The following is a 21,112-nucleotide window of genomic DNA, read 5'->3' on the forward strand; positions in this document are numbered from 1 at the left end:
GCACGGCGAGGCAGCACGGCGAGGCAGCACGGCGAGGCAGCACGGCGAGGCAGCACGGCGAGGCAGCACGGGGCGGCAGCACGGTGCGGTGCCCACGGCGGGTCCCGGCGCCGCGGCCGGGTGCCGGTCAGGGCCGGAGGCCGTCGGTGGTGAGGGCCTCCCGGAACCGCTCGCCGAAGATCGGGGCGGCGCTCTGCGAGTACACCCGGCTGAGGTGGTCGTCGTCCCAGTACACGTAGACGTTGCCGACGACCGGCGGGCACTGCCCCGCCGGGCAGATCAGGTCGGTGAGGTCCAGGGTCGAGTAGAGCGGCAGCTCGCGGGCGAGCGGCAGCGCGGGATCGGGCGTGCCCACCATGGGGTGCGTGAAGGTGCACCGGGGGTCGTCCTCCCCGAGCACCACCGCGCACTCGGCCGGCGCCTCCGGGAAGCGGGGGGTGTCGCGGATCCCGACGACGGGGATCCCGCGGTCGGTGAGCTCGCGGATCCGCTGCTCCAGGCCGGGCCGGAGGAACTCCCCCTCCTGGTCCGTGAACGTCGACTGGACCACGACGAGGTCGGGGGCGGCCGTGCCGATCATCTGCCCGGCGCCCTCGAACCAGGCCCGGCAGCTCTCCGAGCCCGGCTGGTCCTCGGCGGCGGCGTAGAAGCAGCCCGGCTGGATCCAGGTCAGCACCCGCCACCGCTCGGCCTCCGCGAGGGGCCGCAGCGCGGGGAGCCAGTGCTGCAGGTGGCTGTTGCCGAGCACGAGGACCGTCCGCTCGGGAGCCTCCTGCGCGACGCTCTCGTGGCAGAAGCGGCGGAGCTCCTCCGGCAGGGCGAGGTCCTCGGGGCAGGCCTCGCCGAGGGAGGCGGGCTGTCCCGGCAGGTCCTCCGGCAGGGGCAGGGTCGGGGCGTCCGGGTCGCCGCGGAACTCGAAGCCGGGCTCGAGGACGGCAGCCCCGGGGTTGTTGCGGACGGCCTCGGACTGGATCCGGTCGGCACGCCGGTCCTCCACGTTCTGCCAGGCGAGCACGGGAGCGGCGACCAGGGCGAGGCAGAGCACCACGACCCCGGCGAGGCGCCGCTTGTTCCGCTCGGGCCACGCCCAGGCCTTGACCCGGTCCTCGACCAGCCGGGTGACCAGCACCGCGAGCACCAGGGACACGAGGATGATCACCACCCCGGAGCGGGGCCCGGCCATGGGCCGGTCGCGCAGCACGAGGTAGGTGATCAGCACCGGCCAGTGGAAGAGGTAGAGGGCGTAGGCGGAGTCCCCCAGCCGCACCAGGGGCGCCGAGGCGAGGATCCGGTCCAGCCCGAACCGCGAACCGGACTGCCCTGACACGATGATCGCCGCCGCCGAGAGCAGCGGCCACAGCGCGATCCACCCGGGGAACGCCCCCTGCACGTCGACGAGCACGCCCACCGAGACCATGCTCAGCAGCCCCAACCAGCCCAGGACCACTCGGGCGGTCCGCGGCGGCCTCAGGTACGGCAGGGCGAGGGCGAGCAGCGATCCGAGGGCGAACTCCCACAGCCGGGCGCGGGTGTCGAAGTAGGCGAACTCCTGCTGCGTCGCCGTGCTGTGCACCGACCACGCCAGGGAGGCCAGGAACACGGCGCCGAACATCGCGACCAGGACGGGGACGGGCCGGCGGGTCCCCCGCCGCGTGAGCAGCCAGGCGGCGGCGAAGACCAGCGGCCACAGCAGGAACACCTGTCCCTGCACGGACAGGGACCAGAAGTGCTGGAACGGCGACGCGGTCGAGTGGTCGGCGGCGTAGTAGTCGACGGCGCTGAGCGCGAGCGCCCAGTTCTCCGAGTAGAACACCGAGGCCAGTGCCTCGGACCGCCACTGCCCGGCGTCGGAGCCGGGGTAGACGGCGGCCACCAGGACGAGGGTCGCCAGGATGGTGAGCACCGCCAGCGGCAGCAGCCGCTTGAACACGTGCAGCCAGTACCGCCCCAGCGCCGGCGGGCGCCCCGCCTCGAGCTTGCGCACGAAGGACAGGGTCAGGAAGAACGCCGAGATCAGCAGGAAGACGTCCACGCCGCCGGAGACCCGGCCGAGGAAGACGTGGTAGACCACCACGAGCAGCACCGCGACGAACCGCAGCCCCTGCACCTCCGGACGGAACCCGGAGTACCGGGCCACCCGCCGGGCCGTGGCCGCCTCGACGCCTCCGGGGCCGTCCGCGGACGGGGCCCCCGGACCCGGACGCGGGGCACCGGCCTGCACCGTGCTCACGAGGGCACCTCCTGGAGGAGCGTGCCGGGGAGCCGCGTCTCGAGGGCCGGCGCCATCGTCCGCGCGTAGGTCCACGTGAGGTGGTGCGGGTCGAAGAAGACGTGCACGTTGCCCACCACGGGGCGGCACAGTCCCTCCGGGCAGATGAGGTCGGTGAGGTCGATCGAGGCGAAGCCGTTCCGGTCCCGGAGGACGTCGGCCGGATTGACGGGGGCCAGGACCTGCTCGACCGGGACGCGGCACTGCTCGGCGTCCTGGCCGTGGCGCTCGGCGCACTCGTAGGGGTTGAAGTCGAACCGGGGGTTGTCCCGGAAGCCGACGACGTCGATGCCCTGGCCCGTGAGGCGGTCGACCAGTTCCGGGAACCCGCCGACCAGGGCCTCGGCGGGGCCGTCCATCCGGGCCGCGTAGGTCGAGGTCGTCATGACCGCGTCCGGCGCGAGCCGCTCCACGTACTCGATCGCCGCGTCGTTGCCCTCGTGGCACGCGTCCCCCTCCGGGCGCACCGCGAAGGCGCAGCCCGGCTGCAGCACGGCGACGAGCTGCCAGTTGCGCTCCTCCGCGAGGGGGATCACCGCGCCCATGAACTGCTCCATGTGGGAGTTGCCGACCACCGCGATCGTGCGCTCGGGATCCGGCAGGGCCGGGCTCTGGCGGCAGTACTGATCGAGGACCTCCTGCTCGGGGGCGAACGCCCCGGAGCAGGGCTCGGGCAGTCCCACCCACTCCTCGCGCAGCGCGGAGGCCAGGGGCAGGGTCGGGACGTCGGGGTCGCCCCGGAACTCGAAGCCCGGCTCCAGCACCGCGGCCCCCGGATTGTTGCGGGCGGCCTGCTCCGCCAGCACCGCCGCCCGCCGCGCGTCGGCCTGCTGCCACACCAGCACCGGCACCGCGACCAGCGCCAGGCTCACCGCCACGGACACCGCCAGCCGCCGCTTGTCCCGCTCGGGCCACGCCCACCGCTGGAACGGGCGCTCCACCAGCTTCGTGGCGGCCACCGCCAGCACCAGGGAGACCAGGATGATCACCACCCCCGACCGCGGACCGGCCACCGGCCGGTCCCGCAGCACGAGGTAGGTGATCAGCAGCGGCCAGTGCACCAGGTACAGCGCGTAGGAGGCGTCCCCCAGCCGCACCAGCGGCCGGGAGGCCAGGATCCGGTCCAGGCCGAACGGGGAGCCGGACTGCCCGGCGACGATGACCGCCGCCGCCGAGAGCAGCGGCCACAGCGCGATCCACCCCGGGAAGGCGCCCTGCACGTCGATCAGCACCCCGACCGAGACCATGCTGGCCATTCCGGCCCAGCCCAGCGCCACCCGCACGGCCCGCGGCGGGTGCAGGAACGGCACCGCCAGAGCCAGCAGCGAGCCCAGGGCGAACTCCCACAGCCGGGCCCGGGTGTCGAAGTAGGCGAACGCCTGGTCCGTGGCGGTCGTGTGCACCGACCACGCGAGGGAGACCGCGAAGATCAGCCCGAAGCACACCGCCAGCACCGGCACCGGCCGCCACCGCCCGCTCCGGCACACCAGCCACGCCGCCCCGAACACCAGCGGCCACAGCAGGAACACCTGTCCCTGCACGGACAGGGACCAGAAGTGCTGGAACGGGGAGGCCGTGGAGTCGTCGGCCGCGTAGTAGTCCACCTGCGCCAGCGCCAGCGCCCAGTTCTCCACGTAGAACACCGAGGCCAGGGCCTCCGTGCGGACCCGGTCGATCCGCGCCTCCGGGAAGAACCACCACGCCAGCACCAGGGTGCCCAGGACGGTGAGCACCGCCAGCGGCAGCAGCCGCTTGAACACGTGCAGCCAGTACCGCCCCAGCGCCAGCGGGCGCCCCGCCTCGAGCTTGCGCACGAAGGACAGGGTCAGGAAGAACGCCGAGATCAGCAGGAAGACGTCCACGCCGCCGGAGACCCGGCCGAGGAAGACGTGGTAGACCACCACGAGCAGCACCGCGACGAACCGCAGCCCCTGCACCTCCGGACGGAACCCGGAGTACCGGGCCACCCGCCGGGCCGTGGCCGGCTCGACGCCGGCGGGCGTGCTCTGCTCACCGAGGGTCGTCATGGGCATCTCCTGGGAACACCGTGCCGCCGGGGGCGCGGCAGTGGTCGGGCGGACCCCCGCACTCTACCGGAGGCGGCGGTGCGCACCCCGGGACGGCGACGGACCCGCCCCACCGGTGGTGGGACGGGTCCGAGTGCGAGCCGGGTCGGTGCTGTCGGTCAGTGCTGGTGGCCGTGCCCGTCGTCGTCGGCGGGCTTGTCCGTCACGAGCGTCTCGGTGGTCAGCACGAGCGCCGCGATGGACGCGGCGTTCTGCAGCGCCGAGCGGGTGACCTTGACGGGGTCGATGATGCCCGCGCCGACCATCTCGACGTACTCGCCGGTGGCGGCGTCGTAGCCGTGGCCGGCCTCGAGCTCGGCCACGCGGGAGGCCACCACGGCCCCGTCCTGGCCGGCGTTCTGGGCGATCCAGTACAGCGGCTGCCGGAGGGCGCGGCGGACGATGCCGAGGGCGGTCGCGGCGTCGCCGGTGAGCCCGAGGTCGGACTCGTCGAGGACCTTCGCGGCCTGCACGAGGGCGGTGCCGCCGCCGGAGACGATGCCCTGCTCGAGGGCCGCGCGCGTCGAGGACACGGCGTCCTCGATGCGGTGCTTGCGCTCCTTCGCCTCCACCTCGGTGGCCGCGCCGACCTTGATCACGGAGACGCCGCCGGCCAGGCGGGCGAGGCGCTCCTGCAGCTTCTCGCGGTCCCACTCGGAGTCGCTGCGCTCGGCCTCGGCGCGGATCGTGGCGACCCGGTCCTCGATCTCGGCCGGGGTGCCGCCGCCGTCGACCAGGGTGGTCGTGTTCTTGGTGACCGTGACGCGGCGGGCGGTGCCCAGCTGCTCCAGGGTGACCTGGTCGAGGCTGATGCCCAGTTCGCTGGTGATGAGCTGGCCGCCGGTGAGGACGGCGAGGTCCTGCAGGATCGCCTTGCGGCGGTCGCCGAAGCCGGGCGCCTTGAGGGCCACGACGTCGAGGGTGCCGCGCAGCTTGTTGACCACCAGGGTGGACAGGGCCTCGCCCTCGACGTCCTCGGCGATGATGGTCAGCGGCTTCTTGGCCTGGAGGACCTTCTCCAGCACGGGCATGAGCTCCGGGACGGAGGAGATCTTGCCCTGGTACAGCAGCACCAGGGAGTTCTCCATGACCGCTTCCTGGCGTTCGGCGTCGGTCACGAAGGACGGGGACAGGTAGCCCTTGTCGAACTGCATGCCCTCGGTGACGTCGAGCTCGACCTCGGTGCTCGAGCCGTCCTCGATCGTGATGACGCCGTCCTTGCCGACGGTCTCGAAGGCCCGGGCGATGAGCTCGCCGATCGCCGGGTCCTGCGCCGAGATGGTCGCCACGTGGGCGACGTTGGCACCCTCCACCGGGCGGGCGTTCTCGAGCAGGCGCTCGGAGACGGCCTCGACGGCCTTCTCGATGCCGCGCTTGAGGCTCAGCGGGTCGGCCCCGGCGGCCACGTTGCGCAGGCCCTCCTTGACCAGGGCCTGGGCGAGCACGGTGGCGGTGGTGGTGCCGTCGCCGGCGACGTCGTTGGTCTTGGTCGCCACCTCCTTGGCGAGCTGGGCCCCGAGGTTCTCGTACGGGTCGTCGAGCTCGACCTCGCGGGCGATGGTCACGCCGTCGTTGGTGATCGTGGGGGCACCCCACTTCTTGTCGAGCACCACGTTGCGCCCGCGCGGGCCGAGGGTGACCTTGACGGTGTCGGCGAGCTTGTTGACGCCGTTCTCGAGGGACTTGCGGGCGGCGTCGTCGAACGCCAGCTGCTTGGCCATGGGCGAAGAGCTCCTTCTGGGGTGGCTGGGGTCGCCAGCGGATGTCGGGGATCTGGATCGGCGAAGGGTGCCCGCCGCGGGCCCGCCGGAACAGCGGGGCGTGCGGCGGGCACCCTTCGTCAGGACTGCGCGGTCTGCGCGGGGTCGGTGCGGCCCGGTCTACTTCTCGACGACGGCGAGCACGTCGCGGGCCGGGAGCACCAGGTACTCCTCGCCGTTGTACTTGACCTCGGTCCCGCCGTACTTGGAGAAGATCACGACGTCGCCCTCCTTGACGTCGACCGGGATGCGGTTGCCGGAGTCGTCGACACGACCGGGGCCGACGGCCAGGACCTTGCCCTCCTGGGGCTTCTCCTTGGCGGTGTCCGGGATGACGAGACCGGACGCGGTGGTCTGCTCAGCGGCGAGCGGCTGGACGACGATGCGATCCTCGAGAGGCTTGATGGAGACCGACACGATCTCTCCTTGTCTGTAGGGGTGGAAAACGGTGGGCGACCGCGGGCGGAGCCCGCCGTCGGGCTTCGGGCCGGTCGGCGCACCGACCGCCGTCGCGGTGCCGGTCGAGCGCCTGGCCCTTAGCACCCTCACCCGGAGAGTGCCAAGGCCAACTGTAGGAGGGGGCTGGCAGTCGGTCAAGGCGAGTGCCAGCAGGCGGGGCTGCCGGGAACGGCGCGGAACCAATTAGGTCATGCCGGTGTTCGCCAATGATTTGCCTCACGCCCGCCCGACCCTCTAGGTTGAGCGGTAAGGCAACCCTTACCTCGGCCGAGCAGCGGTGCCCTCCCCGACGTCCCCGCACACCGGTGTGCGGGTACGTCGCGCCCACCGGACCCCGTCGGTGTGCTCCGCCCCGGAGCACTTCGGCGCCCTCTGCACGAAGGAAGACCATGAACCGCACTCCCCGACACCGCTCCACCGCCCTGCTGGCCGCCGTCTCGGTCCTGGCACTCGCGGGCTGCTCGACGTCCGGCGCGGCGACCACCGAGGAGGGCTCGCCGAGCGCCGCCTCGGCGGAGACCGTCAGCGTGGAGCACGCGCAGGGCACCACGGACGTCCCCGTGGACCCGGAGAACGTGATCACGTTCGACCTCGGGGTCCTCGACTCGATGCAGGCGCTGGACGAGGACGTCCAGGGCCTGCCCAAGGGCGGCAGCCTGCCCGAGCAGTTCGCCGAGTACCGGTCGGACGAGTACGTCAACGCCGGGTCCTTGAAGGAGCCCGACCTGGAGGCCGTCGCCGAGGCCGCCCCGGACCTGATCATCATCTCGGGGCGCACCGCCGACTTCTACGACCAGCTCGCCGAGATCGCCCCCACCGTGGACCTCTCCCTCGACCAGACCGACGCGCTGAACTCCTTCACCGAGCAGTCCCGGACCCTCGGCGAGATCTACGGCAAGGAGACCGAGGTCGAGGAGCGGCTGACCGCCATCGAGGAGCAGGTCGAGGAGACGAAGGCCCGGACCGCCGAGGCCGGCACCGCGATGTTCGTGCTGACCAGCGCCGGCGAGGTCAACGCCTACGGCCCGAACTCGCGCTTCGGCAACATCGTCTTCGACCTGCTGGGCTTCGAGTCCGCCGCCGCCGTCCAGGCCGAGGGCACCCACGGCGAGGCCGTCTCCTTCGAGGCCATCGCCGCCGCGGACCCCGACCACCTCTTCGTGCTGGACCGCGACACCGCCATCGGCCAGTCCGGCGGCGAGGCCGCCCAGCAGGTGCTCGACAACGAGCTCGTCAACGGCACCACCGCGGCGGAGCAGGACCGGATCACCTACGTGGACAGCGCCGCCTGGTACCTAGTCGGCTTCGGCCTGGACAACTTCCCGGCCATGATCGGCGAGATCCAGGAGTCCCTCTCCTGATCCGCTGAGCCGGTCGAGCGCGACTCCCGGCTGCTCCGCACGGCGACCGCCCGGCGCCCGTGCGGAGCAGCCGGGAGTCGCGCCGGCCCGCGACCGCGTCCCGTCCCCAGCACCGGAAGGTCCCCCGATGACCACCACGGAACGATGAGCACCGTCGTGACCGCCGCACCACGCCCCGCGACCGCCGGCCCCGCGCCGGCGGTGCCGCCGTCGGGGGGCTCCACCCCGGTGGACCCCGGGGCGTCGGCCCGGGCCAACGCCCGCCGGCTCGCCGCCGCTGGCGCCCTCGTGCTGGTCCTGGCGGTCGTCAGCACCTTCGTGGGGGTCCTGGACGTCACCCCGTGGTCCCTGGCGGACCAGCTCCTCGCCGGGGACCTCGACGGCTTCTGGGCCTCGATGGAGATCATCGCGGTCTCCCGCTTCCCCCGCACCGCGTCGGTCGTGCTGGCCGGCCTGGCCCTGTCCGTGGCGGGGCTGATCATGCAGCTCATGGTCCGCAACAGGTTCGTGGAGCCCTCCACCGTGGGCACCGTCGAGTCGGCGCAGGCGGGCCTGCTCGTCGTGACCCTGCTCCTGCCCTCGGCCCCGCTCCTGCTGAAGATGGGCACGGCCTCCGTGTTCGCGGTCGCCGGGACCGCCCTGTTCCTGCTGGTGCTCCAGCGCATCCCCCTGCGCAGCACCCTGCTGGTGCCGCTCGTGGGGATCATGCTCGGCAACGTCATCGCCTCCGTCACCACGTTCTTCGCCTACCGCTCCGACCTGCTGCAGACGCTCAACGCCTGGATGCTCGGCGACTTCTCCGGCGTCCTGCGGGGCCGCTACGAGCTGCTGTGGCTCGTGCTGGTGCTGACGGTCGTGGGCTACGTGGCCGCCGACCGGTTCACCGTCGCGGGCATGGGCCACGAGTTCACCACCAACCTGGGCATCAACCACCGCAAGGTCATGGCCCTGGGCATGACCGTCGTGGCCCTGATCTCGGCCGTGGTCGTGGTCACCGTCGGGTCGATCCCCTTCCTGGGGCTCGTCGTGCCCAACCTCGTGTCCATGCTCGTCGGGGACAACTCCCGCCGCACCGTGCCGTGGGTCGCCGTCCTCGGCGCCGGCTTCGTGCTCGCGTGCGACATCGTGGCCCGGGTGATCCGGTACCCGTACGAGATCCCCGTCGGCACCGTCGTCGCCGTCGTCGGCGGCGCCCTGTTCCTCACCATGCTGCTGAGGGGGCGCCACCGGTGAGCACCAGGACCTCCGCCCTGCCCCCCGCCCTCGCCGCCCGCGGACCCCGGCGGCCGCGCACGGCCCTGCCCCCCGGCGCCTGGATCGGGATCCTCGCCGTCCTGGCGGCCGCCTCCATCGGCCTCTACCTGACCGTGGACCTCAGCGGCGACCTCGGCTACGTCCTGCCCCGCCGGATCAACCGGGTGCTGACGATGGTGCTCGTCGCCTACGCCGTGGGCGTGTCCACGGTGCTGTTCCAGACGATCACCAGCAACCGCATCCTCACCCCGTCCATCATGGGCTTCGACGCGCTGTACATGCTCATCCAGACCGCCCTCGTGTTCTTCGTCGGCTCCGTCGGCGTGGTCGCCCTGGGGGACGGCGCGAAGTTCGGGCTCGAGCTCGCGCTCATGGTCGCGTTCAGCTGGCTGATCTACCGCTGGCTGTTCACCGGCTCCGGGAAGTCCCTGCACCTCGTGCTGCTCGTCGGCATCGTCTTCGGCACCGTCTTCCGTGGGATCTCCTCGCTGCTGCAGCGGCTGCTCGAGCCCAGCGAGTTCGTCGTCCTCCAGGACGCGATGTTCGCCTCGTTCGGCAACGTGGACACGGGGCTCCTGCGCCTGTCCGCGCTGCTCGTCGGGCTGGTCTCCCTCGTGGCGCTGGCGTTCCGGCGGCACCTCGACGTCCTGGCCCTGGGCCGGGACACGGCGATCAGCCTGGGCGTCGACCACACCCGGGTGGTCACGGCCGTGCTGGTGGTCTGCTCGGTGCTCGTGGGCGTCTGCACCGCGCTGGTCGGTCCCATCACGTTCTTCGGGCTCATCGTGGCGAACCTCGCCTACGCTCTGTGCCGCACCTTCCGCCACCGGCACGTGCTGCCCATGGCCGTGCTGCTGGGGATCATCGCGCTCGTGGGCGGTCAGGTGGTCCTCGAGCAGGTCTTCGCCTTCGACACCGCGCTGAGCATCGTGATCGAGTTCGCCGGCGGGCTGCTGTTCCTCGTGCTGCTGCTGCGGGGATCCATCAAGTGACAAGGAGCGCACCGTGATCGAACTGACCGGACTCACCAAGAGGTACGGGACGCAGACCGTCGTCGACCGCGTCTCGGGGACCATCGAGGCGGGCGGGATCATCTCGATCATCGGCGCCAACGGCGCCGGGAAGTCGACGCTGCTGTCCATGGCCGCGCGGCTGCTGCCCATGGACGAGGGCACCGTGTTCGTGGACGACCTCGACGTCCTCGGCACCCCCTCGGACCAGCTGGCCCGCAAGCTGTCCATCCTGCGCCAGGAGAACAGCCTGACGGTCCGGCTGAGCGTCCGGGACCTCGTGGCCTTCGGCCGCCACCCGCACTCCAAGGGCCGGCACACGGCCGAGGACCGGGAGCACGTCGAGCGGGCGCTGCGCTACCTCCAGCTCGAGGAGCTCGCCGACCGCTACGTCGACGAGCTCTCCGGCGGGCAGCGGCAGCGGGCGTTCATCGCCATGGTCGTCGCCCAGGACACCGACTACGTCCTGCTCGACGAACCGCTCAACAACCTCGACATGAAGCACGCCGTGGAGATGATGCGCCTGCTGCGGCAGATGGCCCACGACTTCGGCAAGACCGTGGTGCTCGTCATCCACGACATCAACTTCGCGTCCTGCTACTCCGATCGGATCATGGCCATGAAGGACGGCGCCCTCGTCCACCACGGCACGCCCGACGAGATCATGCGCCCGGCCGTGCTGCGGGAGATCTACGGCATCGACATCCGCGTGGAGGAGGTCGACGGCCACCGCATCGGCATCTACTTCGTCTGATCCGACCCCCGACCCGAACGGCACCCATGAGCTCCGAGACCCCCGTCGACCCCCGCGAGATCGCCCCGCTGCTGACCCGGGAGGGCATGGCCCTGCTCGAGTCCCTGGGTCCCTACGACGAGGCGGAGGCCCTGCGCACCGCCACCCGCCTGCGCGCGGAGGGGCACGACGCCGGGCTCGTCTCCGCGGTGCTCACCCAGGCCAGGCTCCGCGCCAGGGCGCGGGAGAAGTTCGGGGACTTCGCCGGCCGCATGCTCTTCACCCGGGCCGGCCTGGAGCAGGCCACCCGGCTGCGGGTGGCCGCCCTGCACGCGCGGCGCTTCGCTGACGCCGGCCTCGAGCACGTGGCCGACCTCGGCTGCGGCATCGGCGCGGACGCGCTCGCGCTGGCCTCCCTCGACCGCAGGGTCACCGCCGTGGAGCTCGACGAGACCACGGCCGCGGTCGCCACCCTCAACCTCACCCCGTTCCCCGAGGTCACGGTCCTGCACGCCGACGCGGAGTCGCTGGACCTCGCCGCCCTGCCCGCCGGACCGCCGGACGGGGTGTGGCTGGACCCGGCCCGGCGCACGACGTTGTCCTCGGGCACCCGGCGGATCTTCGACCCGGAGGCGTTCTCCCCGCCCCTGTCCTTTGTCGAGGCGCTGGCCGGGCGCGGCCTGCCCGTCGGGGTGAAGCTGGGGCCCGGCATCCCGCACGAGGCGGTCCCCGCCGGGTGCGAGGCGCAGTGGGTCTCCGACCGGGGCGACGTGGTCGAGGCCGTGCTGTGGTTCAACGCGGTGGCCCGCCCCGGCGTGCGGCGCGCGGCGCTCGTGCTCTCGGAGCACGGGTCCGCGGAGCTGACCAGCGCGGAGGACCACGACCCCGCCCACGCCGACGCGGTGGTGGGCCCCGTGGGCGCGTACCTCTACGAACCGGACGGCGCGGTGATCCGCGCGGGCCTCGTCACGGGCCTCGCCCGGCAGCTGGGCGCGCGGCTGATCCACCCCCGGATCGCCTACCTCACCTCCGACGAGCTCGTGCGCACCCCGCTGGCCCGCGCGTACCGCGTGCGGGAGGTGCTGCCGCACACCGTCAAGGTGCTCAAGCGGTGGGTCCGGGAGCACGAGGTCGGGACGCTCGAGATCAAGAAGCGCGGCACGGACGTCACCCCGGAGGAGCTGCGCCGCCGGCTCGCGCCGAAGGGGCCCGGACGGGCCACGCTCGTGGTCACCCGGACGGCCCCGGGCCCCGCCCCGGGGAGCCCGGGACGCAGCGGGGCGGGCCCCGCGGAGCAGCGCGTCGTGATGGTCGTGGAAACCGTAGACTGATGGCTCCGCGGGCCTCCCGGCCCGCCCCCGACCGGGCGCCCGCCCCTCAACAGCACGGAGGACCTGCCGCGTGGAGATCTCGTTCGCCCGCTCCCACCAGTCGACGCTGGGCGTCGAGTGGGAGATCGCCCTCGTGGACGGCACCACGGGGGACCTCGTCCCCCGCGGCCGGGAGACGTTCGAGGCGGTCCTGGACGCCCACCCCGCCTGGGGCACGGACGGCGACCATCCGCACCTGACCGGGGAGTTCCTGCTCAACACCGTCGAGCTGGTCACCGGGGTGTGCCGGGACGTCGCCCACTCCACCGAGCAGCTGTCCACCATGATGGACGAGATCCGCAAGGTCACCGATCCGCAGGGCCTCGAGGTCTTCGCCGCCGGCACCCACCCCTTCGCGCGCTGGCAGGACCAGCAGGTCACCGACAAGCAGCGGTACCACAAGCTCGTGGACCGCACCCAGTACTGGGGGCGGCAGATGGTCATCTACGGGGTGCACGTGCACGTGGGCCTCGACTCGCGGGCGAAGGCCCTGCCCGTGCTCGACGGGCTGCTGACCTACTACCCGCACCTGCTGGCCCTGTCCGCGAACTCGCCCTTCTGGGCGGGCGAGGACACCGGCTACGCGTCCCAGCGCTCGATGATCTTCCAGCAGCTGTCCACGGCCGGGCTGCCGTACCACTTCCCGTCCTGGGACGCCTACGAGCAGTGCATCACGGACATGATCGCCACCGGCATCATCGAGGAGATGAGCGAGGCCCGCTGGGACGTGCGCCCGGTGCCCCGGCTGGGCACCGACGAGGTGCGCTTCTGCGACGGGCTCTCCACCCTGTGGGAGGTGGGGGCGCTCACGGCGCTCACCCAGTGCCTCGCGGAGTCCATCTCCCGGGACGTGGAGGCGGGCCGGCCCCCCGCCCGCCTGAAGCCCTGGCACATCCAGGAGAACAAGTGGCGCGCCGCCCGCTACGGCCTGGACGCCGAGGTCATCACCGACCCGCGCAACATCGAGCGGGACCTGCGCGCGGACCTGACGGCGCTGCTCGACCGGCTGGAGCCCGTGGCCGCGCAGCTCGGCTGCTCGCGGGAGCTCGCCGACGTGGAGCGGATCCTGCAGCAGGGCGCCGGCTACCAGCGTCAGCGCGCGGTGGCCCGGGCCCACGACGGGGACCTGCACGCGGTCGCCCTCGACATCGTCCGCCGCACCCGCGAGAACGACTGACCGGCCGCTCCGGCACGCCCCGCTGGACGCGGGGCACCGTTCGTCCCTAGGTTGCAGGCATGACGAACGCGACCGGCACCGACCCGCACCCCTCCTCCGCCCACCCCGCCCGGCCGGAGCACGGGGTGCTGCAGCTCGGCTCCCTGCACCCCCTGCTGGAGGAGGCGCTGGCCTCCGAGTTCTCCGCCCTGCGCCTGCCCGAGGACCCCGCCGGGCAGGACCGCTTCCTGGAGCGGCACGCGGACGACGTCCGGGTGGCGGTCGGCTCCGGGCGCACCGGCGTGAGCACGGACCTGATGCGGCGGCTGCCCCGGCTCGAGGCCGTCGTCCACTTCGGCGTCGGCTACGACGGCACGGACGCCGCCGAGGCCGCCGCGCGCGGCATCGTCATGAGCAACACCCCCGACGTCCTGACCGACGCCGTGGCGGACACCGCGCTGGCCCTCTACCTGGATGTGCTGCGCCGCTTCTCCGCGGCCGACCGGTACGTCCGCGGCGGGCAGTGGGAGAGCACGGGGAGCTTCCCGCTGAGCCGGCACGCGTCCGGCCGGCAGGTGGGCGTCCTCGGTCTCGGGCGGATCGGCCGGGCGGTCGCCGTCCGGCTGGAGGCGCTCGGCTGCGGGATCCACTACCACAACCGGCGTCCGGCCACCGGCACCGGGTACGCCTACCACGGGTCCGCGGCCGAGCTGGCGGCCGCCGTCGACGTGCTCGTGGTCGCCGTCCCCGGCGGCCCGGAGTCCGCCGGGACGGTCGACGCGGAGGTGCTGGACGCCCTGGGCCCGGACGGCTTCCTCGTCAACGTCGCCCGCGGTTCCGTCGTGGACGAGCCGGCGCTGGTGGCGGCGCTGCAGGAGGGCCGGCTCGGCGGGGCCGGTCTGGACGTCTTCGCCGACGAGCCCCGGGTGCCGGCCGCCCTGCGCGAGCTCGACTCCGTGGTGCTCCTGCCGCACGTGGGCAGCGCGACCGTGGAGACCCGGCGGGAGATGGCCGAGCTCACCCTGCGCAACCTCCGCAGCTGGCTGGCCGACGGCACGCTGGTCACCCCCGTGGCGTGAGCCGCGCCGGACGGCTCAGACGGACACGGTGGTGACCGGCAGGGAGGAGTCGGCGGCGAACTCCAGCCCGGAGGGGGCACGGCCCTCGGCCACGACCCGGGCGGCGAGCGCGGCGACCATGGCCCCGTTGTCCGTGCACAGCGGCAGGCGGGGGATCACCAGCTCGATCCCGTGCGCGGCGCAGCGCTCGGCGGTGAGCTCGCGCAGCCGGGAGTTCGCGGCCACTCCCCCGCCGAGCAGCAGCGTCCCGAGCCCCTGCTCCGTGCACGCGAGCACGGCCTTGCGGGTGACCACGTCGGCCACCGACTCCTGGAAGGACGCCGCGACGTCGGCGACCGGCACCGGCTCGCCCCGCGCCTCGTAGCCCTCGACGACCCGGGCCACGGCGGTCTTGAGCCCGGAGAAGGAGAAGTCGTAGCGGTGCGGACCGGGCCGCTCGGCGGAGCCCATGTACTTGCCCGCGCTCAGCCCGCGGGGCAGGCGGAAGGCGGTCGGGTCCCCGTCCCGGGCGGCGGCGTCGATGGCCGGGCCGCCGGGGTAGTCCAGGCCCAGGACGCGGGCCACCTTGTCGTAGGCCTCGCCGGCCGCGTCGTCGATCGTGGCCCCGAGCAGGCGCACGTCCCGGCTGGGGTCCTCGACGGCGAGGATCTCGGTGTGCCCGCCGGAGACCAGCAGTGCTCCGAGGTCGCGGGGCAGGCCGTCGTCGAAGGCGCCCCGGAAGCCCTCGATCCCGGAGTCCTCGAGCAGGCCCACGCTGACGTGCGCCACGAGGTGGTTGATGGCGTAGAGGGGCTTGTCCGTGGCCACGGCGAGGGCCTTCGCGGCGGCCGTGCCCACCATGAGGGCTCCGGCCAGCCCGGGCCCGGAGGTCACCGCGAGGGCGTCGAGGTCCTCCAGGCCCACTCCCGCCCGGGCCAGGGCCTCGCGCAGGGCCGGGACGATGGCGTCGAGGTGGGCGCGGGAGGCGATCTCGGGGATCACGCCGCCGAAGCGCACGTGCTCGTCCATCGAGGAGGACACGACGTTGGCGAGCAGGGTGCGTCCCCGCACGATCCCCACGCCGGTCTCGTCGCACGAGGTCTCGATGCCCAGCACGAGGGGTCCGTCGGTCATCGGGTCTCCTCCGTCGGGGCGGCCGGGGTCTCGGGGGCCGCCGGGGTCTCGGGGGCGGTGAGATCGAGGCGCATGATCAGCGCGTCGGCGCCGTCCCGGTAGTAGCGGGGGCGGGTGTGGATCTGCTCGTAGCCGAAGCGGCGGTAGAGCTGCTGGGCGCGCGGGTTGTCGGCGCGGACCTCGAGCAGCACCTCGGTGGCCCCGAGCTCCCGGGCCTGCGCGTGCAGGGTGCGCAGCAGGGCGGAGCCGATCCCGCGGCCCTCGTGCTCGGGGACCACCGCGATGGTCTGCACGTCGCCCACGGGGCGGATGCACATGAGCCCCGCGTAGCCGACGATCTCGCCGTCCTGCTCCGCCACCCAGTACCAGCACACGGGCTGGGCCAGCTCGGCGGTGAACATCTCCAGCGGCCAGGCGTCGACGGGGAAGAGCCTCCGCTCGAGCGCGTGCACCGGCGCGAGGTCCTCGGGGACCATCCGGCGCAGCGTCCAGGAGCCGGGACCGGGGGCGGTGCTCACGCGCTCGCCCGCTTCCGGGGGCCGGGGACCTTCGCGTCGGACTCGCGCAGGTACAGCGGGGTCGTGTCCGGGGACAGCTGCTCCCCCCGGGTCGTGCGGCGCGCGGCGGCGAGGCCGAGGGACGACGCCGTGGGCTGCGCCGCGGCGAACCCGGGCACGGGCCGGGCCAGCCGGTCGGCGTAGATCCCCGCCCCGCGGCCGTAGGCGGGCAGCGCCGGGAGCTGCTCGGCGGCGGCCACCCCGGGTCCCCCGGCAGGCCGCGGGCCGTCCTCGGCGGCGGCGAACCGGGCCCAGTAGACCTCCTTGCGCCGGGCGTCGGTGAGCACGAGGAACTCCTCGTGCCCGGCCGCCCGGGCGTGCCCTGCGGCGTCGTGGGCGAGGGCCTCGAGACTCATGAGGCCGTGCAGCGGCAGGTCCCACGCGAAGGCGAGCGCCCGCGCCGTCGCGATCCCCGCGCGCAGGCCGGTGAAGGGCCCGGGCCCGGTGCCGACGAGGACGCCGTCGAGGTCGCGGCCGGTGACGCCGTGGCCGGCCAGCAGGTCACGGACGGCGGGGGCCAGGACCTCGGCGTGGGAGCGGGTGTCCGGGCTCGCGAAGGAGCCGAGGACCTCGCCCGCGCCGGTCACGAGGGCGGCGGAGGCGACGGCGGAGGAGTCCAGGCACAGGAGGAGCACCCGACCAGTGTAGTGCCCGCCCCCGGGGGTGCCGCCCGGTTCAGTCCAGCCGGGGCGGCCCGTCCGCCCAGCGCGGGCCGATCCCGGTGAGGGTGATGCGGCGGGGCTCGTCGTCCCCGTCCTCGTCCGCGGCCCGGTCCTCGTCCGCGTCGCCGAGGTCTCCCGGGGTCGCTCCGGGCCCCGACGGCGCGCCGGGTCCGAGGGGATCGGCGCCCACGGCGCGCTCCAGCACGATCTCGAGGCGGGACTCGGCCAGGTGCTCGACCTTCCCGCTCCCCCACTCGACCACGGTGACGGCCGTGTCCGCCGTGTCCTCCAGGTCGATGTCGTCGACCTCCGCCGCGGAGCCCAGCCGGTAGGCGTCGACGTGCACGAGGTCCGGGCCGCCGGGCCGGGGTCCGTCCGGGACGTTGGGGTGGCGGCGCACCAGCACGAACGTGGGCGAGATGATCCCCGGGCGCACCCCCAGGCCCCGCCCGAGTCCCTGGGTGAACGTGGTCTTGCCCGCGCCCAGCTCGCCGGTGAGGACCAGCAGGTCCCCTGCGCGCAGCTGTTCGCCCAGGCGCTCGGCCAGGGCCTGGGTCCGCCCGGGCCCGTCCACGGTCACGCTCCGCGTCCACTCGCTCATGCCTGCTCCTCCTCGCTCGCCCGGTCCTCCGTGGCGTGCAGGTGCACCCGGGGGACGCGGGGCGAGACGCGGGTGACGATCTCGTAGTTGATGGTGCCGGCTGCGTCCGCCCACGCGCTCGCCGAGGGGTTCTCCCCCGCACCGAACAGCACGGCCTCCGCCCCGAGCAGCCCGTGCTCGGGGGCGGACCGTCCCGGCGCGCCGAGGTCCACGACGATCTGGTCCATCGCGACCCGGCCGACCTCCGGATAGGTGCGGCCCTGGATCCGCACCGGCCCGCCGGTGCCGGAGCGCGGGACGCCGTCCGCGTAGCCGAGCGGGACGAGCGCCAGGGTGGTGGGCCGGTCGGTGACGTAGCTCAGCCCGTAGGAGACGCCCTGCCCCGCCGGCACCTCCTTCACCGCGCTGACCGTGCTCCGCAGCGTCATGGCGGGCACGAGACCGAGCTGCTCCGGGGTGCGGTCCGCGAACGGGGAGAGCCCGTAGAGGCAGACCCCGACCCGGACCATGTCCAGGAGCATGTCCCCGGGGCGCTCGAGCGCGGCGGCGCCGAGGAGACCGGGCGAGTTCGCCGCGTGCCGCAGAGCGGGCCGGAGCCCGGCGGCCCGCGCCGTGGCCACCGCCGCGCGGAAGCGCTCGAGCTGCTCCCGGGTCTCGGGCCGGGAGGGCTCGTCGGCGACGGCCAGGTGGGTGAAGACGCCGGTGACCCGCACGAGCCCCTCGGCCTCGGCCTGCGCGGCCGCCCGCACGAGCTCGGGCCAGAGGGCCTCCGGCGAGCCGTTGCGGCCCAGGCCGGTGTCGATCTTGAGGTGGATCCGGGCGGTGGTCCCGAGCGCGCGGGCGGCCCCGGTGATCGGGGCGAGCTCCCAGCCGCTGACGCCCAGCTCGACGTCGGCGGCGAGCGCCGCCCGGAAGTCGGTGTCCACGGTGTGCAGCCACGCCAGCACGGGGGCACCGATGCCCGCGGCCCGCAGCGCGAGGGCCTCCCCGACGTGGGCGACACCCAGGGCGTCCGCGCCGGCCTCGAGGGCCGCGCGGGCCACGGGCACCGCACCGTGGCCGTAGGCGTCTGCCTTGACCACGGCCATGAGCCGGGCGGGCGCTGCGAGGTCACGGAGCCGGCGCACGTTGGCGCGGACGGCCGCGAGGTCGACCACGGCGCTGCGCTCGAACCGGGGCGGAGGGGGGAAGGCGCCGCCGGACGGGGCGGTCGGGACGGGGTCAGCACGGTTCACGGATCCCATTGTGGCACCGGGCCGCCTCCGCCCGAGTCGGGGCGGAGGCGGGCTCCCCGGGCCCGCCCCACCCCGCGGGCACCCGGGCCTGGACCCCGTGCCTCCGGGCCCCCGCGGCCGGAGGCTACAGTTGTGCCGTGTCCGCCGCGCCCCGCCACGTCCTGCTGATCAGCCTGCACACCTCTCCCCTCGAGCAACCGGGGTCGGGGGATGCGGGCGGGATGAACGTCTACGTGCGCCACCTCGCCGAGGCCCTCGTGGACGCCGGCCACACCGTGGACATGGCCACCCTCGACCGGGACCCCGGCGCCCCCACGGGCGCCGGCGTGCGGAGCGCCCGCATCCGTGCGGGGCTGCGTCTGCTCACCGTCTCGCTGCCCGGGGCCGCCGGGGCGAGCAAGGAGGACCTGCCCGGGTTCACCGCGGCCTTCGCGGACGTGCTCGGCGCGGAGGCCGACCGGCCCGACGTCGTGCACGCCCACTACTGGCTCTCCGGCGCCGCGGGCCGGGAGCTCGCCGACGGCTGGGGAGTCCCCCTCGTCCTGACCCTGCACACCACGGCGCTCGGGAAGAACCTGCGCGCCCGGACCGGGGAGGGGCTCGAGCCGGCCTCCCGCGCCGAGGCCGAGGCCGAGCTCATCGCCCGGGCGGAGGCCACGGTGGTGAACACCCGGACCGAGGCGCTGCAGATGGTCGAGCTCTACGACGCCGACCCGGCACGCCTGACCGTGATCACCCCCGGCGTCGACCTCTCGGCCTTCTCCCCGGACGCCGCGCCCGGCGAGCCCCGCCGCGCCGACGAGCCGCCCCCCGGCACGCCCGGCCGCCCGCTGCGGATCCTGTTCGCCGGGCGCCTGCAGGCGCTCAAGGGCCCGCACGTGCTCGTCGACGCGCTCGCCCGGATCCGGGAGACCGACCCCGGCCTGCCCGTGGAGCTGGACGTCGTGGGGGTCGGCACCCGCGCCTTCACGACCGTGCTGCGGGAGCGCGTGCGGGAGCTGGGCCTGGAGGACGCCGTGCGCTTCGGGCCGGCCCTGCCCGCCCCGCAGCTCGCCGCCCGGATGCGCCGGGCCGACGTCGTGGCCGTCCCGTCCTCCTCCGAGACGTTCGGCCTCGTGGCGCTGGAGGCCCAGGCCTGCGGCACGCCGGTGCTCGCCACGGACGTGGACGGGCTGCGCACGGCGGTGCTCGACGGGATCACCGGCCGGCTCGTGCCCGACCGCGACCCCGGCTCGTGGGCGCTGGCCGTCGTCGCCCTCGCCGGCGACCCGGCCGCCCTGGATCGCATGGGCGCGGCGGCCGCCCGGCGCGCCGAGGACCACTCCTGGGAGCGGACGGCCCTGTCCACGGCGGACGTCTACGCCCGGGTGCGCGCCCGGGCGGGGATACGCGACGGTAGCGGCCGGCGCCTGAATACACTCGAACGGTGACGACCTCCCCCCTCTCCCCCGCAGACCTCGCCCGCCACCTCGACCACCACCGCATCACCGGGGCGGTGGCGACCCCCCGGGAGGCGAACCTGCGCAACATCCAGGGCTTCCTCGACGGCGACCAGCACCAGCACATGGGCGTGGTGCGCACCCGGGAGTGGACCTTCGACGACGTGTTCGCGCTCATGCGGGACCGGGTCGGGATCTCCCCCGACCGGGCGCACGCCGAGGGCCAGGACACGATCTCCGCGGAGCGGGCCGTCGCCGGGCTGGAGCGCTACGCGCGGGTCCTCGGCGAGGTGGTCGCCGCCGGTGGCCGCGTGCTCTTCGCCACCGGCCACCCGGCCGGCCTGTTCCCCGTCTACGCGCAGCTGGCCCGGGTGGCCCGCCGCGCCGGTGCGCACGTGGTGCAGGTCCCGGACGGCTTCCCGTTCGAGGACGGCGACGTCCGGCAGATCGAGAGCGTCGTGATGGTCGAGCAGTACGGCGGGCTGCGGCACACCCACTTCCCCGGGCCCATGGCCCTGACCCTGGAGAAGCTGCGCCGCGACGGGCAGAACCCGCCCGATCTCGTGGTGGCCGACCACGGCCTCGCCGGGGCGGCCGGCTCCCGGGGGCTGCGGACCATCGCGGTCGCGGACTGCAACGACCCGGGCGTGTTCGTGGCGGAGGCGCAGGGCCAGGTCGAGGTCGCCGTGCCGCTCGACGACAACCTCCCGCCGCGCGTCTACGAGCCGCTCACGGAGTTCGTGCTCCACCGCGCCGGCCTGGCGGACTACGTCTGAGGTCCCGGGAGGCGCAGGACCCCCGCACCGGGGGCGGTGCGGGGGTCCTGCGCCTCGGGAGCGGTGGGCTCAGCGTTCGCGGTCGCCGCGGATGAAGGCCTCCAGGTCCGCCCTGGCCACGTCGTCGGGAAGCTGGACGGCCGGGGACTTCATGAAGTACGCCGAGGCCGAGGTCAGCGGGCCCCCGATCCCGCGGTCCAGACCGATCTTCG

General features: G+C 74.1%; 18 protein-coding genes and 1 pseudogene. 9 read left to right on the forward strand and 10 right to left on the reverse strand.

Annotated elements, in window-relative coordinates; genetic code table 11:
• Positions 1 to 127: 127 nt before the first annotated feature.
• From ACFYE3_RS18415 to groES, 4 genes are all read right to left on the reverse strand, one after another.
• Positions 128 to 2,230, reverse strand: a complete 2,103-nt coding sequence (locus ACFYE3_RS18415) for an acyltransferase family protein (RefSeq protein WP_387611770.1) — start codon at positions 2,228 to 2,230, stop codon at positions 128 to 130.
• A complete protein-coding gene (locus tag ACFYE3_RS18420) occupies positions 2,227 to 4,296 on the reverse strand; it encodes an acyltransferase family protein (protein WP_387611767.1) in 2,070 nt (689 codons plus the stop codon). The genes ACFYE3_RS18415 and ACFYE3_RS18420 overlap by 4 nt, the downstream gene beginning before the upstream one ends.
• Positions 4,297 to 4,454: 158 nt before the next feature.
• Positions 4,455 to 6,056, reverse strand: coding sequence for a chaperonin GroEL (groL, locus tag ACFYE3_RS18425; protein ID WP_387611764.1), 1,602 nt, complete (start codon positions 6,054 to 6,056; stop codon positions 4,455 to 4,457).
• Positions 6,057 to 6,215: 159 nt separating this feature from the next.
• Positions 6,216 to 6,512 carry a co-chaperone GroES gene (groES, locus tag ACFYE3_RS18430; RefSeq protein WP_047801805.1) on the reverse strand — a complete coding sequence of 99 codons (297 nt, stop codon included), beginning with the start codon at positions 6,510 to 6,512 and terminating at the stop codon, positions 6,216 to 6,218.
• Positions 6,513 to 6,943: 431 nt separating this feature from the next.
• On the opposite strand from groES, the gene ACFYE3_RS18435 reads away from it, so the two are divergent.
• From ACFYE3_RS18435 to ACFYE3_RS18465, 7 genes are all read left to right on the forward strand, one after another.
• Complete coding sequence (locus tag ACFYE3_RS18435; protein WP_387611762.1) at positions 6,944 to 7,915, forward strand: siderophore ABC transporter substrate-binding protein; 972 nt, start codon at positions 6,944 to 6,946, stop codon at positions 7,913 to 7,915.
• 144 nt (positions 7,916 to 8,059) lie between these two features.
• Positions 8,060 to 9,148, forward strand: coding sequence for an ABC transporter permease (locus tag ACFYE3_RS18440; protein ID WP_387611760.1), 1,089 nt, complete (start codon positions 8,060 to 8,062; stop codon positions 9,146 to 9,148).
• Complete coding sequence (locus ACFYE3_RS18445; protein ID WP_387611758.1) at positions 9,145 to 10,161, forward strand: iron chelate uptake ABC transporter family permease subunit; 1,017 nt, start codon at positions 9,145 to 9,147, stop codon at positions 10,159 to 10,161. The genes ACFYE3_RS18440 and ACFYE3_RS18445 overlap by 4 nt, the downstream gene beginning before the upstream one ends.
• 13 nt (positions 10,162 to 10,174) lie before the next feature.
• Positions 10,175 to 10,933, forward strand: a complete 759-nt coding sequence (locus ACFYE3_RS18450; RefSeq protein WP_387611755.1) for an iron ABC transporter ATP-binding protein — start codon at positions 10,175 to 10,177, stop codon at positions 10,931 to 10,933.
• A 26-nt stretch (positions 10,934 to 10,959) separates the two neighbouring features.
• Entirely contained in the window at positions 10,960 to 12,243 is a 1,284-nt protein-coding gene (locus tag ACFYE3_RS18455) for a THUMP-like domain-containing protein (RefSeq protein ID WP_387611752.1), read from the forward strand.
• 70 nt (positions 12,244 to 12,313) lie between these two features.
• Positions 12,314 to 13,459, forward strand: coding sequence for a glutamate--cysteine ligase (locus ACFYE3_RS18460; protein WP_387611750.1), 1,146 nt, complete (start codon positions 12,314 to 12,316; stop codon positions 13,457 to 13,459).
• 59 nt (positions 13,460 to 13,518) lie between these two features.
• Positions 13,519 to 14,517 carry a 2-hydroxyacid dehydrogenase gene (locus ACFYE3_RS18465; protein ID WP_387611747.1) on the forward strand — a complete coding sequence of 333 codons (999 nt, stop codon included), beginning with the start codon at positions 13,519 to 13,521 and terminating at the stop codon, positions 14,515 to 14,517.
• 15 nt (positions 14,518 to 14,532) lie between these two features.
• On the opposite strand, the gene tsaD is transcribed toward ACFYE3_RS18465, so the two are convergent.
• Genes tsaD through alr form a run of 5 tightly spaced genes read right to left on the reverse strand, consistent with a single transcriptional unit; the run spans position 14,533 to position 18,694 of the window.
• Positions 14,533 to 15,630, reverse strand: coding sequence for a tRNA (adenosine(37)-N6)-threonylcarbamoyltransferase complex transferase subunit TsaD (gene tsaD, locus ACFYE3_RS18470; protein ID WP_387611744.1), 1,098 nt, complete (start codon positions 15,628 to 15,630; stop codon positions 14,533 to 14,535).
• Positions 15,627 to 16,106, reverse strand: a complete 480-nt coding sequence (gene rimI / locus ACFYE3_RS18475; RefSeq protein WP_387611773.1) for a ribosomal protein S18-alanine N-acetyltransferase — start codon at positions 16,104 to 16,106, stop codon at positions 15,627 to 15,629. The genes tsaD and rimI overlap by 4 nt, the downstream gene beginning before the upstream one ends.
• Before the next feature lie 38 nt (positions 16,107 to 16,144).
• Positions 16,145 to 16,822: a tRNA (adenosine(37)-N6)-threonylcarbamoyltransferase complex dimerization subunit type 1 TsaB gene (gene tsaB / locus ACFYE3_RS18480; RefSeq protein WP_387611742.1), complete on the reverse strand. Its 678-nt coding sequence runs from the start codon at positions 16,820 to 16,822 to the stop codon at positions 16,145 to 16,147.
• A gap of 40 nt (positions 16,823 to 16,862) precedes the next feature.
• Positions 16,863 to 17,450 (reverse strand): tRNA (adenosine(37)-N6)-threonylcarbamoyltransferase complex ATPase subunit type 1 TsaE, encoded by a 588-nt coding sequence (gene tsaE, locus ACFYE3_RS18485; protein WP_387611739.1) that lies wholly within the window; start codon positions 17,448 to 17,450, stop codon positions 16,863 to 16,865.
• A complete protein-coding gene (gene alr, locus ACFYE3_RS18490) occupies positions 17,447 to 18,694 on the reverse strand; it encodes an alanine racemase (protein ID WP_387611737.1) in 1,248 nt (415 codons plus the stop codon). Before alr ends, tsaE begins: the two co-directional genes overlap by 4 nt.
• A 128-nt stretch (positions 18,695 to 18,822) precedes the next feature.
• Here alr and ACFYE3_RS18495 point away from each other — a divergent pair, with 128 nt between their 5' ends.
• The gene (locus ACFYE3_RS18495; RefSeq protein WP_387611734.1) at positions 18,823 to 20,115 is read left to right on the forward strand and encodes a glycosyltransferase; all 1,293 of its coding nucleotides are present in this window, start codon (positions 18,823 to 18,825) and stop codon (positions 20,113 to 20,115) included.
• The gene (locus ACFYE3_RS18500) at positions 20,112 to 20,900 is read left to right on the forward strand and encodes a phosphatase (RefSeq protein ID WP_387611732.1); all 789 of its coding nucleotides are present in this window, start codon (positions 20,112 to 20,114) and stop codon (positions 20,898 to 20,900) included. Before ACFYE3_RS18495 ends, ACFYE3_RS18500 begins: the two co-directional genes overlap by 4 nt.
• Positions 20,901 to 20,969: 69 nt before the next feature.
• Here ACFYE3_RS18500 and ACFYE3_RS18505 read toward each other — a convergent pair.
• Positions 20,970 to 21,112, reverse strand: a pseudogene (locus ACFYE3_RS18505) (inositol-3-phosphate synthase); the annotation flags it as partial.

The organism is Kocuria arenosa (assembly GCF_042879215.1).
GTDB lineage: Bacteria > Actinomycetota > Actinomycetes > Actinomycetales > Micrococcaceae > Kocuria > Kocuria arenosa.